This window comes from Frankia nepalensis (assembly GCF_016786325.1).
Taxonomy (GTDB): domain Bacteria; phylum Actinomycetota; class Actinomycetes; order Frankiales; family Frankiaceae; genus Pseudofrankia; species Pseudofrankia nepalensis.
The window spans coordinates 22,411-37,859 of record NZ_JADWYU010000135.1 but is presented as its reverse complement, the minus strand read 5'-3'; the positions used below and the strand labels follow the sequence as shown (position 1 = coordinate 37,859).

Annotated in this window: 9 protein-coding genes and 1 pseudogene; 3 read left to right on the top strand and 7 right to left on the bottom strand. The window is 72.9% G+C overall.

Going from position 1 to position 15,449, the window contains the following annotated elements:
- Nucleotides 1-74 precede the first annotated feature (74 nt).
- Genes I6A81_RS18745 through I6A81_RS18735 form a run of 3 tightly spaced genes read left to right on the top strand, consistent with a single transcriptional unit; the run spans nt 75 to nt 4,421 of the window.
- Nucleotides 75-2,345: an MMPL family transporter gene (locus I6A81_RS18745; protein ID WP_203000572.1), complete on the top strand. Its 2,271-nt coding sequence runs from the start codon at nt 75-77 to the stop codon at nt 2,343-2,345.
- 10 nt (nt 2,346-2,355) lie between these two features.
- Nucleotides 2,356-3,741 carry a sensor histidine kinase gene (locus I6A81_RS18740; protein ID WP_203000570.1) on the top strand — a complete coding sequence of 462 codons (1,386 nt, stop codon included), beginning with the start codon at nt 2,356-2,358 and terminating at the stop codon, nt 3,739-3,741.
- Nucleotides 3,738-4,421: a response regulator transcription factor gene (locus I6A81_RS18735; RefSeq protein ID WP_203000569.1), complete on the top strand. Its 684-nt coding sequence runs from the start codon at nt 3,738-3,740 to the stop codon at nt 4,419-4,421. Before I6A81_RS18740 ends, I6A81_RS18735 begins: the two co-directional genes overlap by 4 nt.
- Nucleotides 4,422-4,537: 116 nt before the next feature.
- Here I6A81_RS18735 and I6A81_RS43560 read toward each other — a convergent pair.
- The 7 genes and pseudogenes from I6A81_RS43560 to I6A81_RS18700 all read right to left on the bottom strand — a co-directional run.
- Nucleotides 4,538-4,708: pseudogene (locus tag I6A81_RS43560) on the bottom strand (acyl-CoA dehydrogenase family protein); the annotation flags it as partial.
- Between the two features lie 202 nt (nt 4,709-4,910).
- The gene (locus I6A81_RS18725; protein WP_203000568.1) at nt 4,911-6,143 is read right to left on the bottom strand and encodes a glycoside hydrolase family 1 protein; all 1,233 of its coding nucleotides are present in this window, start codon (nt 6,141-6,143) and stop codon (nt 4,911-4,913) included.
- Nucleotides 6,144-6,351: 208 nt separating this feature from the next.
- Entirely contained in the window at nt 6,352-7,305 is a 954-nt protein-coding gene (locus tag I6A81_RS18720) for an alpha/beta hydrolase (RefSeq protein WP_203000567.1), read from the bottom strand.
- Nucleotides 7,306-7,452: 147 nt separating this feature from the next.
- Nucleotides 7,453-9,954 (bottom strand): glycoside hydrolase family 78 protein, encoded by a 2,502-nt coding sequence (locus I6A81_RS18715; RefSeq protein ID WP_203000566.1) that lies wholly within the window; start codon nt 9,952-9,954, stop codon nt 7,453-7,455.
- A 117-nt stretch (nt 9,955-10,071) separates the two neighbouring features.
- The gene (locus I6A81_RS18710) at nt 10,072-11,541 is read right to left on the bottom strand and encodes a glycoside hydrolase family 43 protein (protein WP_203000565.1); all 1,470 of its coding nucleotides are present in this window, start codon (nt 11,539-11,541) and stop codon (nt 10,072-10,074) included.
- A 295-nt stretch (nt 11,542-11,836) separates the two neighbouring features.
- Entirely contained in the window at nt 11,837-14,224 is a 2,388-nt protein-coding gene (locus I6A81_RS18705; protein WP_203000564.1) for a glycoside hydrolase family 3 N-terminal domain-containing protein, read from the bottom strand.
- A complete protein-coding gene (locus I6A81_RS18700; RefSeq protein ID WP_203000563.1) occupies nt 14,221-15,339 on the bottom strand; it encodes a Gfo/Idh/MocA family protein in 1,119 nt (372 codons plus the stop codon). Before I6A81_RS18700 ends, I6A81_RS18705 begins: the two co-directional genes overlap by 4 nt.
- Nucleotides 15,340-15,449 lie beyond the last annotated feature (110 nt).

Genomic DNA, 15,449 nt, shown 5'->3' with positions numbered 1-15,449 from the left:
CGGTGGGCGGACGTCGCAGGTCCGCTTTGGCGGGACCGTGAACTGCCACATTCGAGCTTCCGAAAGGCAGTTCCGTGTCCGTTCTTGCCCGATGGTGCGCACGCCATCGCTTCGTCGTTCTCGGGGCGTGGGCCGGCGCCGTCGTCGTCCTGATCGGCCTCGTCGTCGGCATGGGGTCCAGTTTCAGGACCGTCGCCGACCTTCCCGACAGCGAGTCGGCACACGCCTACACACTGCTCGGCCCCTCCGCCGGCTCGACCGAGACCGGCCGCGTCGTCTGGCACACCGCCGGGCAGGCCGTCGACTCGGCCGAGGTGCGCGGCGAGGTCACCGACATGCTGGCGAAGATCGCGTCGTTGCCCGGGGTCGAGGCCGTCGCCAGCCCCTACGCCGCCGACGACCCATCACGGCTCAGCGCGCGGCTCAACACCGGCCAGAACACGGCCTACGCCGACGTGACCGTCACCGACGACGTCGAGGTCGCCCAGGTCCAGAAGATCGCCCAGTCGATCGAGAGCGACCAGCTTCAGGTCGAGACCGGCGGCCAGGCGTTCGCCCCCGAGACCAAGGCCGGCGGCATCGCCGAGGCCGTCGGCATCCTGGCGGCGCTGCTGGTCCTGCTGCTCATGTTCCGCTCCGCGTGGGCCGCGGCGCTTCCGATCATCACCGGCGTGGTCGGTGTCGTCGCCTCGTTGCTGTTCGTCATGGTCGGCTCCCACGTCGTCGACCTGTCGAGTGAGTCGATCACGATGGGGTCGCTGATCGGCCTGGGAGTCGGCATCGACTACGCGCTGTTCATCGTCGACCGGCACCGCAAGGCCCTGCTCGCCGGAGCGTCGGTGACCGAGGCCGTCGGGCAGGCCGGGAACACCTCCGGCCGGGCGGTCATCTTCGCGGGCCTGACGGTGATCGCCGCGCTGCTGGCGATGTTCGTGGTCGGCATGGGGGTGCTCACCGGCATGGGCCAGGCCGCCGCGGTCACCGTGGCGTTCACGGTGCTGGCGGCGATCACCCTGCTGCCCGCGCTGCTGTCCGTCCTCGGCCAGCGCGTGCTGTCCAGGCGCCAGCGCCGCCTCCTGCTGGCCGGCGGGACGGTTCCGGCGGCCACGGGGATGCGCGCGAGGAAGCGGCACCGCCGCGCGCCGGCGCGCGCGTGGGCCGGACTCGTCACCCGGGTCCCGAAGCCGATGGCGGTACTCGCTCTGGTGGTGCTGGCCGCGCTCGCGATCCCGGTGCTGTCGATGCGGGTCGGCGAGGCCGACGCGAGCAGCGACCCCGCCGGCTCGGCGTCGCGTCAGTACTACGAGCTGATGAGCCCCGCGTTCGGCGGCGGCGTCGACGCTACCCTCGTGCTGGTGGCCGAGACTCCCGACGCGGGCTCCGTGCGGGCCCTGGACGCGCTGGTCAGCCAGTTGCCGGCGGTGCCCGACGTCGCCTCGGTCTCGGCCGGCGAGCCGGCCGGCGACGGCGTCCAGGTCGTCCGGGTAACGCCGTCGAGCAGCTCGGGGGCCGAGGCGACCGTCGACCTGGTGCACCACCTGCGGCGGGACGTGATCCCGAACGCCGAGGCCGGCAGCCACCTCGAGGTGTACGTGGGAGGCAGGACCGCCACCGACATCGACGTCGCGGACGCGCTGATGAGCAGGCTGCCGCTCTACCTCGCGCTCGTCGCCGGCCTCGGGTTCCTGCTGCTGGTGCTCGCGTTCCGCAGCGTGCTCGTGCCCCTGGTCGGGGCGGTCAGCAACCTGGCGACGATCGCCGTGGGCCTGGGCGCGCTGACCGCGATCTTCCAGTGGGGCTGGGGCAGCGACCTGCTCGGCGTCGGGGACGGCGCGCCGATCTCCTACATCGTCCCGGTCATGATCGTCGGCGTCATGTTCGGCCTGTCGATGGACTACCAGGTGTTCCTGGTGAGCCGCATGCGCGAGGAATGGGCACACACCCGCGACAACGCGCACGCGATCCGCGTGGGCGTCGCCGAGACCGCCAAGGTCATCGCCACCGCCGCGGTGATCATGCTGTGCGTGTTCTCCTCGTTCGGGTTCAGCGGCCAGCGGATCGTGTCCTGCATCGGCGTGGGCCTGGCACTGGCGGTGGTCGTGGACGCCTTCGTCGTGCGCATGGTCCTCGTCCCGGCGCTCCTGCGGATGATCGGCGACCGGGTGTGGGCATACCCTCGCTGGGCCGAGCGCGTCACCCCGCGCCTGGCGATCGAAGGACCCGCCGAGGAGGTCGCGCCATCGCCCGCCGAGGTCAGGGCACCGTCCGGCCAGGTCGACGCGCACCCGGCGGGCGATCTCGTCGGCGCCACCGGCCACGCGTCGGCGGCGGCCGACCGGCGATGACCGAGGAGCCGTGACGACCAACCGATCCCCCGCCGGGAGATCCGGTGACACCACCGGGTGGCGAAGCCTGCTCAGCGAGAGCCGGCCTCCTACCCGGTGGGACGTCGCCGTCACGGTCGCGACGCTGGCGGCGATGGTGACCACGGTCGTGGTCCGCACCTCCGAGCCCGCGTTCCCCGGGACGCAGCGCCTGGTCTTCACCGTCGTCTCCTGGCTGCCGCTCCTGGTCCGGACCTACTGGCCCGAACCGGCCCTGGCGGCGGTCGTGGCCGTCGAGGTCTGCCAGCTCGCCGTCATGCACGACCTCGGCTCCGACCTGCCCGGGGGTCTTTCCGTCGCCGCCTACCAGCCCATCCCGCTGGCCACGATGCTCGCGGTCCACACCGTCGCGACCCGTCGCCGCCAGCGGGACGGATGGCTCGCGGGCGCCGTCGCCGCGTTCGTGCTCCTGGTCGCGGCGCTGCTCTTCCAACCGCTCCGGCTGGCGGGCACCGATCTCGTCATGGTCCAGGTCGTCGTCATCGCCGCGGGCCTGGGTGTCGCGACGCGCGCTCGGCGCGACGCGCGGGCACAGCGCGCCCGCGCTGCCCGGGAGCAGGCCCGGCAGGCGGTGCTGGGCGAGCGGCTGCGCATCGCGCGCGAGCTGCACGACACCCTCGCCCACGAACTCGCCCTCGTCGACGCCCAGGCCGGGGTCGCCGACTACCTGCTCGACGTCGATCCGCGGGCCGCGCGCCAGGCGTTGCGCGGCATCACCCAGCACACCTCGGCGGCGATCGACGACCTGCGGGCGACGCTCCTTCTCCTGCGCGGCGACCCCGACGAGACCGACGCCCTCGACGAGGGGCGACCCGGGGCGGCCGGCGGCGAGGTGCCCCGTACCGGCGCCGCGGCGCTCGACGCCCGCTCGCTGGCACCGGTGGCCGGGCTGGACAGGCTCGACAGCCTGCTGGAGCGGCTGCGCGACGCGGGCACGCCCGTGACGCTCGACGTCCTCGGCGAACCGGTGGCGCTGGGCCACCAGAGCGACCTGGCCGCCTACCGGATCATCCAGGAGGCCCTCACCAACGCCACCAAGCACGCGCCCGGCGCGCCCGTCGACCTCACCCTGTGCTGGACGCGAAGCCAGCTGAGACTCGAGATCCGCAACACCCGTTCGGTCCGGCCAGGCCAGCGGCACCCGGCCGGCACCGGGCACGGGCTGATCGGCCTGCGTGAACGGGCCCGCGCCGCCGGCGGGACCTTCGACGCCGGTCCGACCGGCGACGGCGGCTACCTCGTCACCGCCGCGCTACCCGCCGGCGCACGACACCCCACCCACGACCCAGCCGTCCCCGACGTGGACGCCGCCGCGCCCGAGAGCAACCCGCCCGACACCAAGGAGCCCAGGCCGTGACCGCCCCGATCAGGATCGTGCTCGCGGACGACCAGGAGCTGCTGCGCGCCACCTTCAGGCTGCTGCTCGACGCCGCGCCCGGCATGGAGGTCGTCGGCGAGGCCGGCACCGGCGTCGAGACCGTCGCGGTGGTACGCCAGACCGTCCCCGACGTCGTCCTCATGGACATCCGCATGCCCGAACTCGACGGCATCGGCGCCACCGCCCAGATCACCTCCGACCAGGCCCTCGCCGGCGTGCGCATCCTCGTCCTGACCACCTTCGAGACCGACGAGCTCGTCCTCGCCGCCCTGCGCGCGGGCGCCAGCGGCTTCCTCGGCAAGGGAGTCGCGCCGGCGGCCCTCCTGGACGCCATCCGGACCGTGGCCACGGGCGAGTCGCTGCTCTCCCCCACCGCGACCACGGCCCTGGTCAAGCGGTTCCTGGCCAGCTCCACCGCGCACCTCGACGCCGCCCTCCCCGGGATGAACGAACTCACCGCGCGCGAACGTGAGATCACCGTGCTGGTGGCCCGCGGCCTGTCCAACGAGGAGATCGCCGACCACCTGGTCATCAGCCCCGCCACCGCCAAGACCCACGTCAACCGGGCCATGACGAAGGTGCACGCCCACGACCGCGCCCAGCTCGTCGTGTTCGCCTACGAACACGGGCTCATGACCCCGGGCACTCGGACGCCGTAGTCCGGCGGCCGCGCCCGTGGCCTCAGCCTGGTCGCCGTAACGCAGATGGGTACTTCACCCGCCCACGCCAGACAGGTCCATGAATCCCTATCTCGAGACGTGGAGTTTCCTCGCGGCAGTCCTCCCCGGGCGACGAGCCGCTCGGCGATGATGGTGCGCTGAATCTCGTTGGCGCCCTCACCGACGATCATCAGAGGCGCGTCCCGGAAGTGGCGCTCGACGTCGAACTCGGTCGAGTAGCCGTAGCCGCCGTGGACCCCGACGGCTCCGAGTGCCACCTCCACGGAGCGCCCGGCCGGCGGCGACTACGGGATGCCGTGGGCGAAGGGCCGACCGGCGGACAAGGCCTACGACGGCCGCCCGCGGCATGCCGCTCGACCGGATCCGCGCCGGCCTGCACGCCCTCGCGATGCCGACGCCCGTCAAGCTCCCGGCCAGAGGCTGACGCGCCCCCTGCCGATCCGCGGCCGATTCTGCTCTGTCCTTCGGTCAGGAAAGGCGGCCCGCGCGGGCGACCTGGCCAAGCCAGCGGGCGGAGGGCTTCACGGCGCGGGCGAACGTGGCCCGGTCGACGGCGATCAGTCCGAACGTCATCGCGAAGCCGGACGTCCACTCGAAGTTGTCAAGCAGCGACCAGTGGAGGTAGCCGCGCACGTCGACGCCGTCGGCGACACACCCGGCCAGTCCCTCGAGGGCGGCGGCGGTGTAGGCGATGCGCGCGTCGTCGTCGGCGGTGGCGATGCCGTTCTCGGTGACCAGGACAGGCACCCGGGCGTGCTCGGCCGCGAGCCGGACCGTGTGCCCGAGCGCCTGGGGGTACACCTCCCAGCCGGTCTGCGTCGTCGCGGCCCCGTCCGGAACCGGCAGGACGCCGTCCGGTCCGATGCGTTCCCTGGTGTAGGTCTGGACGCCGACGAAGTCGTCGTCGCGGGACACCTCGAGCCAGTCGAGCTCAGCCGCCTGACGGACAGCGGCCGAGCGCTGCTCTCCCCCGTCGGCGGGCTGGAGATCGATGAGCGCCAGAGTCCAGCCGACCGCGGGGCTACCCGGCCCGGACTTGATCGCCTCGACGGCCTTGCGGTGCGCCGCGGCCATCACCTCGACGCTGGGGACCGGCCAGCTCCCGCCTGAACTCGACTGGCCACCCGACGGGGCCCGCTGGCCGTCGGCGGCATCCGACAGGCCGAGGCCGTCCTCGCGGGCGGCGGCCGGGACGACGCCGAGGTGGACCATCAGCGAGATCACGTTCGGCTCGTTGAAGGTGCACACCCAGGGCACCAGGTCGCCGAGGTGCTTGGTGACCCGGGCGGCGTACCTGGCGAACCGGTCGACGGCGGCGGTGCCGTTCCAGCCGCCGGCCGCGGCGAACCAACGGGGCGTCGTGAAATGGCTGTAGGTCACGATGGGAGTGACGCCGTGCTCCAGGCAGGTGCCGACCATCCGCCGGTAGTGGTCGAGCGCCGCCCGGGAGAAGAAGCCCTCCTCGGGCTCGATCCGCGCCCACTCGACCCCGAACCGGTAGGCGTTCAATCCCAGGCCGGCGAGGGTCGCGATGTCTTCCGGATAGCGGTGGTAGTGGTCGACCGCGTCGCCGGACGGCTCGGCGAAATGCGATCCCGGGGCCCATTCACTGGGCCACAGGTCGGCGTTGACGTTGCCGCCCTCGACCTGGTGGGCGGCGGTCGCGGCGCCCCAGAGAAAACCGTCGGGAAACTGACTCATGTCAGCGAACCTCCTGATATCACGCGGGGAAGGCGGGGGACGTCGGGTCGGTCGCGGTGGGACGCCTCGGTGGAGGGGGCGCGGTGGCTCGTCCGCTGTCTTTCGGGGCCGGCGGCCGGGTGACGTGGATCGGACACGCGCTCGGCGTCGCGCGTCCGCCGGACCCGCGAGGACTCCGCCGGCGACGTCGGACCGCGTGTCGAACGCATCAGGCCGCCGCGGCGGCCAGCCAGGCGGTCATCCGGTCCAGGCTGCGTTCGCCGGCCACCGTGAAGGGTTCGTTCAGATGCCCGTGGCGGGAGCCTGGCTCGAACTCGACGCGGACCGGGACGCTGGCCGCCGCCAGTTGCGCGGCATATGCCTCTCCGGAGGCGCGCAGAAAGTCCGCGTCGGAGTTGAGCACGTACACCGGTGGCTGTCCGGCGACGTCGCCGTTGGCGGGGAAGGCATACGGGTCCGCCAGCGCCGCCGTGGTGCCGGTGAAGTTCAGGTTGATCTCGGGAGCCATGTCCGCGGTGGGAAAAAGATCCTGCCCGGCTTCCGTCTTGGCACGTAGATCCGCGCTCGCTGGCGGCAGCCGGGCGTGCAGGACGGCGTACACGAGCAGCAGGGACGCGGGCAGCGGTCCAGCACCGTCGCGAAGCCGTTTGGTCACCCCCGCCGCCAGGTTCCCGCCCGCGCTGGCCCCGCCGAGGTGAAGTCCCGCCGATTCGGCCTGGAGTTCCCCGGCGTGCTCGACGGCCCACGACCAGGCGGTGAGGAGGTCGTCGGACGGCGCCGGGAAATGAACACCGCGAAGGCACTTGCGATATTCGACCGACAGCACCGGGACTCCCCGCGAGGCCAGGGTCAGGCCGACCCAGTTCGCCTCCGGCATGTCCAGGTCCCCGCCGACGAAGGCGCCGCCGTGTGCCCAGACCAGCGCCGAGCCCGTCGCGTGGCCCGGCTCGCGGTAGAGCCGGGCCGGCATCCGTCCGGCGCCGTCGACAGTCACGTCGTGTACCTCGACCCGGCCCAGTTCGGGATAGTGGGCCGTGAGGGCCGCGGTGTCCGGGCCCCGCGGTATCCGCTCGGCGACCACCTCGGGGCTCGCCGTCTCCAGGAACCGGACGTAGCCCGCGAAGGATGACTGGTTTCGCTCGGCGCCAGTCTCAGCGGTCACGGTGCCTCCAGCGGTACGGCATGCTGTCGCTCTCCTCTTTCTCAGTGCTGATTTCGCGCCAGCTGAGATCGGTGAACTGTGGACCAAGGCCAGCGGACATCGATTTCGTCACCGGACGGCTGTGCGTTCCGTGGGCACCGGCGGTCGTCATTCACCGGCCGCGGGTGTCATGAGGACGGCGAGCAGGTCACGTTCCATGGCCGGTGCCTGCTCGGGGAAGTACGCCAGGAGGGTTCGCAGGTTTGGCAGGGATGGTTCGGTGCCGCTGTCGGCGTCGCCGAACTGCGGCAGGTGCCGGCGCAGCGCGGAGTGCAGCGCGGCCCAGGTGTCCTGGTCGTGGAAGAGCACCTTCAGCGGGGTGTCGAGGGTGTAGGCGGGCCGGGTGGCCGCCGGGAGGTCGTACTCCCAATGGTGGCTGCCCGCGCCGACGTGGGCGGTGAGCTCGTCCGGATGGCGGGGCAGGACGACGTCGGCGGCGGTGCCGGCCGGGATGGTGACGTCGACGGTCATGTGGCCGTCGACGTCCAGGCGCCAGGCGACGTGCGCCTGTCCATGGGGGGTGTCGTGGGTGACGGTGGCGTGGGTGAGCCCGCCGCCGGGCTGTGGGGCGATCCGGATGCGGCGGTAGCCCGGCTCGGCCGGTTGCAGGCCGCCGACGACGCGGTGCAGCCAGTCGGCGACGGCCCCGAGGGCGTAGTGGTTGAGCGAGGTCATGCCGGTGTCGTGCAGCGCCCCGTCCGGCCTGATCGCGTCCCAGCGCTCCCAGATCGTCGTCGCGCCCTGGGTCACCGGGTAAAGGAAGGACGGGCACTCGGTCTGGAGCAGCAGCTTGTAGGCGGTGTCGAGGTGGCCGGTGCGGCTCAGCGCGTGGGCGACCAGGGGTGTGCCGGCGAAGCCGGTGCTGATGCGGTGGTCGGCTCTGGCGACGAGCTCGGCGAGCCGGCGCCCGGCCCGTTTCTCCTGCGCGGGGCGGAGGATGTCGAAGCAGATGGCCAGGGCGTAGGCGGTGACGGTGTCGTTCGCGACCAGGCCGGTGGGGGTGACCCATTCGTCGCGGAACGCCGCGCGAACACGCTGGTGCAGCCTTGAGTATCGGGCGACGTCGTCCGTACGGCCGAGGACGTCGGCCGCCTGGGCGAGTTCGCTGGTCGTCCTGCACAGGTAGGCGGTCGCGACGAGGTAGGCGTCCGTCTTGCCGCCCGCCGGGTTGGTGGGCGGCGCGTCCGGGTCGAGCCAGTCCCCGAACTGGAAACCCGAGTTCCACAGGCCCCGCTCGTCGAGCATGCTCTCGGCGCTGTCGACGAACGCGGTCATGGAGGTGTACTGGCGGGCGAGGATGTCGGCGTCGCCGTACTCCTGGTAGAGCGCCCAGGGCAGGCTGACCGCGACGTCCCCCCACAGCGCGGTGGGCGTGGTGATGGGCATGCCGAGCGCGTCCGGGACGACGAGCGGGACGTAGCCCTTCTCGCGCTGCTCGGCCGCGAGGTCGGCCAGCCACGAGCCGAGCACGCCGCGGACGTCGTAGAGGAACGCGGCGGTGAGGGCGAACGCGTTGAGGTCACCGGTCCAGCCGAGGCGCTCGTCGCGCTGCGGGCAGTCGGTCGGCACCCCGACGAAGTTGCCGCGCATGGACCAGACGACGTTGCGGTGCAGCTGGTTGACGAGCTCGTTCGAGGTCTCGAACCAGCCGGTCCTGACCAGGTCGCTGTGCACGACCACCGCCCGCAGCGCGCCGGCGTCGAGCGGTCCGGGCCAGCCGTCGACCTCGACGTAGCGGAACCCGTGGAAGGTGAACCGCGGCTCCCAGGTCTCCCCGTCGGCGACGCCGCGCAGGGTGTACCGGTCGGTGGCGAGCGCGGTCCGGTTGGTGCGGAAGTCGGCCTCGCCGTCGATCAGCGTTTCGGCGTGCCGCAGGGTGATCGTCGTCCCGGCCTCGCCGCGGACGGTGAGGCGGACCCAGCCCGCCAGGTTCTGCCCGAAGTCGACGACCGTCCGCCCCGCCGGGGTGGTCAGGATCTCGACCGGCGCCAGCTGTTCGATCCGCCGGACCGGCGGCGCCTCCGGAGCGATCAGGGTGTCGAGGTCGTGCTCGACGACCTCGACCGGCGCCCAGCCGGAGTCGTCGAAGCCCGGCTCGTCCCAGCCGTCCGGGTGGTGCCGCGCGTCGTAGGTCTCGCCGTCGTAGATGCCGTCGGCCAGGATCGCGCCGGTACCGGCCCGCCAGTCGGCGCCGCTGCCCACCACGTCGACCCGGTCGCCGTAGTCGAGGTCGAGCCGCAGGAACCCGGCCGGGCGATCGGCCCACACGCCCCGTCGGCCTTCCTCCCAGGTCAGCCGGCCCACCGCCCAGCCCTCGCCCAGGATCGCGCCGAGCGCGTTCGTGCCCTCGACCAGCAGGTCTGCGACGTCGTGGCTGCTCACGACCATCCGATGCCGGTAGGACGTCCACCCCGGGGCCAGGACCTCGTCACCGACCCGGCTCCCGTTCAGATAGGCCTCGACGAGCCCCAGCGCGGTAACGTGCAGGGTGGCCGACCGCAGGCCGGGGCCGACCGTGAACTCGCGCCGCAGGTACGGCGCCGGCGCCGGGGCCTGCCCGGTGGGGCGGGCCGGCGCGGCGATGAAGCTGGCGTTCCACGAACGGGACACGGGACCTCGCTCCTGGGGTAGGTCGCGGACGTGGCGGCTGGTCCGCCTGGGCGGCGCTGGTGGCCGGGCCGAACGACGGCGTCCGCGACGGCGAAGCTCGGCTCCACGGGATGCGGGTCAGCTCGACACGGCTGGCTGGTAGACGAAACGGGTCAGCGTGGCGCCGGCGCCCAACGCCTCGACGCCGATGACGCGTCCGGTGAACCCGCCGGCGACCTCGGTGGACAGGTACCGGCCGTCGACGGTGGCCAGGACCTGGAAGTCGCCGTCACGGACGTGACCGAGCTCGAGCAGGTCGGGCCCCTGGCGCAGGCTGAAGGCGTCGGGCTTCGCGACAGCGCGGATGGCGAGGGGGTGCCGCGGCTCGATCTCGTTCTCCGTCGCGAGCGTCTGGTCGAGGGGGCCGATCACCATCCGCGCGGTGAGGGTCCGGCCCTGTCGTTGGACGGCGGCCCAGTGCGCGTCGTCGATGCGGACGGTCAGGCTGGCGTCTCCGTCGGGAACGGCCGCGGTCGCCTGCCACTCCAGGTCCCGGGCGCGTACCGCGAGCAGGTGCCGCGCCTCGCGCGCGTCCGCCGCCCGGCCGGCGGCGAGGGTGATCCCGCCCTGGGCGCGGCGCCGGACGAAGGTGGCGGGGTCGGTGCCGGGAGAGATCCAGCGGGGATGCAGGGACGAGGCGGAGAAGTCATCGACGAAGGACGTCGCCGCCGCCTCGGGCGCGAACCGGTCCTCGACGACGGTGGGCCAGCCGTCGACCCAGTCGACGCCGGCCAGGAAGGTCTCCCGCCCGTTGACATGAAACTGCGGGGTGGTGCCGCGGGGACGGACCCCGAGGTGGACCATCGCCCAGGTTCCGTCGGCAAGCTCGACCAGATCCGCGTGGCCGGTGTTCTGGACCGGGTGGTCGGTACCGGCCCGGGTCAGGATGGGATTGGCGGAGTTGGCCACGAAGGGTCCGGTGATGGTGCGGGAGCGGGCTACCGAGACGGCGTGGCCGCGTTCCGTGCCGCCCTCCGCGATGACCAGGTACCACCAGTCATCGTGGTGGACCAGGTGCGGGCCCTCGGGATGAGCGAGGCCGGTGCCGCGCCACAGCGTTCGCTGCTCGGTCAGGAGCTTGCCGCTGCCAGGATCGAGGGCCGCCTGCAGGATGCCCGCGCCCGGCATGGTCCAGCTGACGTGGCAGGTGCCGTCGACGTCCCAGGCCAGGTCTGGGTCGATGCCGATCGCCCCGTCGACGTAGGTCGGCTCGCTCCAGGCGCCGGCCGGGTCGTCGGTGTGCACGAGCAGGTGGCCCTTGCGGATGTCCGCCCGGTTGGTGGTGATCAGCCAGAACCGGCCGTCGTGGTGGCGCAGCGTCGGCGCGTAGATGCCCGCGCTCGCGCCGGCCAGGCCGGTGGTCACGTTCAGCTGGGTGGGACGGGTGAGCACGTTGCCGATCTGTTCCCAGTCGGTCAGGTTGGTGCTGTGGAAGATCGGCACGCCCGGGAAGTACTCGAAGCTGGAGGTGGCGAGGTAGTGGTCGTCTCCCACCCGGCAGATCGTCGGGTCCGGATGGAAGCCGGGCAGGATCGGGTTCACGTTCACAGTGCTGGGCCTCGTCTCATGCGGGGGCAGCGGATGACGTTCGGACCGCGGGTCGAACGCATCAGGCCACCGCGGCGGTCGGCCAGGTGGTCATCCGGTCCGGGCTCCGTTCGCCGGCCACGGTGAACGGCTCGTTCAGATGCCCATGGCGAGAGCCCGGCTCGAACTCGACGCGAACCGGGCGGCATGGTGTCGTTCCTCTCCTTCTCGGCTCCGCTCTCGCGCCACCCGGTGCGGGTGGGTCGGTCCGCGTGGGCGGCTCCGGCGGTCGTGCCGTGGCCGGCCCCGGCGGTGGTCAGGCGGTGAACGCGGGGAGCGTGATCGTGCCGGCGCAGCGGACGTCGTCGCTGCTGAACCCGGCCAGCACGGTGACGTCGCCGGCCTCGATGCCCCGGGTGCCGTCGGCCTGGGTGTAGAAGAGCCGTTCGACCGGGGCTTCGAGGGTGACCGTCGTGGTTTCGCCCGCGGGCAGCGCGAGGCGGGCGAACCCGATCAGCTGGCGGACCGGGCGGACCACGGCGGCCGCCTCGTCGCGGGCATAGAGCTGCACGACCGTCTCACCGTCGACGGTGCCGGTGTTCGTCACGACGAGCCGCGCGCGGATGAGCCCGTCGGTCTCCTCGACCGCGGGCCCGGTGGAGTCGTCGAGCGCGACGTCGAAGGTGCTGTAGGACAGGCCGTGGCCGAACACGTACAGCGGGCCGGGGTCGGCGAGGTCGTTGTAGCCGTGCCGGGTGCCGGTGGGGTGGTGGTAGCCGCTGCCGTGGTGGTGCCCGTGGTAGATCGGCAGCTGGCCGAGGTGGCGGGGGAACGTGCCTGGCAGCTTGCCGCTCGGGTTGAGCGCGCCGAAGACCGCGCCGGCGATCGCCGGGCCCGCCTCCTCGCCGAGCAGCGGCGCGAGCAGGACCGCGTTCGATGCCCGCGCGACCGCGTCGAGCAGCAGCGGCCGCCCGGAGACGACGACGGTCACCAGCGGCTTCCCCGTGGCCGCCAGCTGGGCGACGAGCGTCTCCTGGTCGCCGGGCAGCGCGGGCTCGGCGGTCGACTGGCCTTCGCCGGCGGTGTTGTTGCCGACCCAGCCGGTCCGTTCGCCGACCACGGCGATGACGACGTCGGCGTCGGCCACCGCCTGTTCGACTATGAACGGGTCCAGCGGATGGTCGGGGTCCGTCTCGAACCGTCCGAGCGGGAAGTGCTCGATGGCGGGGTCGAGGCGGCGCAGGGCGTCGACCACGGTGGGCATGTCCGGGTGGATCCGTCGTGCCTCGGCCTCGAAACGTTCGTCGAGGCCCGGCATCCGGGTTTGGAAGATGTCGGTGAACACGAAGGTCGCCGGGTCGACGCCGGGGATCTGCCCGGTCATCACCGCGATCATTCCCATGGGGACCTCGGCGTTCGAGACCGAGGTGTAGGCGCCGAAGTGGATGCGCAGTTCGTCGGCCGCGGGGCCGACCACGACGACGCGGCCGCTTCGCGGCGCGAGCGGCAGTGTCCCGTCGTTGTCGAGCAGTATCAGGCCCCGTTCGGCGATGGCGCGGCGTACCGTCGCGGCCTCGCCGGGCTCCGGCGTCGCGGGCGCGGGGTCTGAACGGGGCGTCGTCATGCCTGGGATGAGTCCGGCGCGGGCCTTGGCGGCGAGGACGCGGGTGACGGCGAGGTCGATGACCCGCTCGTCGAGCCGGCCGCCGCGGACCTCCTCGACCAGGTGGGAGTAGTTCGTGTCGCCGGGGAGCTCGACGTCGAGGCCGGCGCTGACCGCCTGGACGGCGGCCTGCGCCGGCGCGTCCGCGGTGTGGAAGAACCGGGTCTGCAGGGTCACGGAGTCGTAGTCGCTGACGACGACGCCGGTGAAGCCGAGCTGGTCGCGCAGCAGCTCGGTGAGCAGCCAGCGGTCCGCGACGCACGGAACGCCGTCGATCTCGTTGTAGGAGTTCATGACGCTCGCGAGGTCGGCTTCGGCGATCGCGCGGCGGAATGGCTCGGCGTACTCGTCGACAAGTGCGCGCCGGCCCAGCTGGGTGACGGCCTGGTTGAGGCCTCCTTCGGAGGCGCCGTAGCCGACGAAATGCTTGCCCGTGGCCAGCACGCCCGACGCGCCGTCGGTGCCCTGGATGCCGCGCACGAACGCGACGGAGAACCGCGCGGCGAGTTCGGGGTCCTCTCCGTAGGTCTCGTGAACCCGGCCCCAGCGCGGGTCCCGGGCGAGGTCCATGACCGGGGACAGCGCGTGGTGGATCCCGGCCGCGCGCATCCGCGCCGCCGTCACGGCCGCGGCGCGCGCCACGAGCGCGGGTTCCCAGGTGGCCGCCTGCGCCCAGGCGGTCGGGAACTGCGGGCCCGAGCTGTGCAGCAGGCCGCTGATCGCCTCGAAGTGCACGAGCGCGCCGATCCCGAACGGCGACACTTCCCGGACGGCGGCCTGGACGCGCGCGAGATCGGACCGCAGGCTGTCGGCGTCACGCCCGAGGAACCAGGCCAGCGACAGGTGCCCCACGCCGTGGGGCCGCAGGGCTGGCAGCCGGTCGACGTCGATGTCCGGGCCCGCCTGACCCGAGTCGCCGCCAGGCCGTCGTACGACGAGGTCAGTGACGGCGAACCCGGTGAGCTGGGCGACCTTCTGCTCCAGCGTGAGCTGGGAGACCAGCTCCGAGACCTTCTCAGGCGTCCACGTGGTGGCGGTCATGGGTGAATGTCCCCTCCAGATCGCGGGGCGCCCGGCGAATGCGGGATCGTCGTGGCTGGTCGCGGGATCTCGAGATCGCTGGTCGGGTAGCGCGGGCCGATCCGCGCGCGCACGGCGTCGAGCGTCCGCATCACCGACACGGACTCGTCCAGTGGCATCACGTCGCTGTCCAGGCGCCCCGCGCGGATCCGCTCATGGACGTGTCGAGCCTGGTGGTGCAGGCCGCCGCCGGCCCGGTCGTGTGGCCCGTCGCCACCCGCGGCCGCGTCGGCGGTGTCCGCGGGGTCGAGGGCGGCCGGCAGGCGCAGGCGCTCGGTGCCGGACCGGCTGTGGACGACCAGCTCGTCGGGGCAGTGCATGAACGCGGGCAGCTCGATGCTGCCGGCCGTGCCCGAGATCCGGCCGGTACAGCTGAGGCCCGCCCGCAGGGACGCCTTGGCGAGCGCCACGGCGCCTGACTGGTAGCCCATGAGGATGGCGACGTGCTCGTCGACGCCGGTGGCGCCGACCTGGCCGACGGCGCTGACCTGGTCCGGTTCGCCGAGCAGCATGCTGGCCAGCGAGACCGGGTAGACGCCGAGGTCGAGCAGCGCGCCGCCGCCCCGGGCGGGGTCGAACAGCCGGTCATCCGGCGTCGGTGGCAGTCGGAAGCCGAAGTCGCCGTCGACGGCCAGCACGGTGCCGATGGCGCCCGCCGCGACCAGCTCCCGGATCCTGACGTAGGCGGGCAGGAACCGGCTCCACATCGCCTCCATCAGGAACTGGCCTTCGTCGCGGGCCGTCGCGACCATCTCGGCTGCCTGTACGGCGTCGAGCGCGAACGGCTTCTCGCACAGCACCGCTCGGCCCGCGCGCAGGAACAGGAGCGTGTGGCGATGGTGATGCGAGGCCGGGGTCGCCACGTAGACGACGTCGACGCCGTCGTCGGCCGCCAGCTCCTCGTACGAGGCGTACCTGCGGGACGGCTGGACCGCGAACCGCTCGCCGAACTCGTCGGCCGTCTGCTGCCGGCGCGACCCGACGGCCACCAGCTCGGCGTCCGGCAACCGGCCCAGCGCCTCGGCGAACCCGCGCGCGATGGCACCGGTGCCCGCGATCCCCCACCGGAACGACATGAGACATCCCTCGGTACCCAGGGCCGATGCCCGGGCTTGGTCTGGTGTTCCGCCCGGGGGGCCCGCGGGGCGGAGACCCGGGCCCCCCGCCGGGGGGGGGGGGGGGTGCC

Bases quoted from the DNA above. Each gene is read 5' to 3' on its own strand.
- I6A81_RS18705 (WP_203000564.1), bottom strand. From the start codon at position 14,224: ATGACCGCCACCACGTGGACGCCTGAGAAGGTCTCGGAGCTGGTCTCC.
- I6A81_RS18700 (WP_203000563.1), bottom strand. From the start codon at position 15,339: ATGTCGTTCCGGTGGGGGATCGCGGGCACCGGTGCCATCGCGCGCGGG.
- I6A81_RS18725 (WP_203000568.1), bottom strand. From the start codon at position 6,143: ATGAGTCAGTTTCCCGACGGTTTTCTCTGGGGCGCCGCGACCGCCGCC.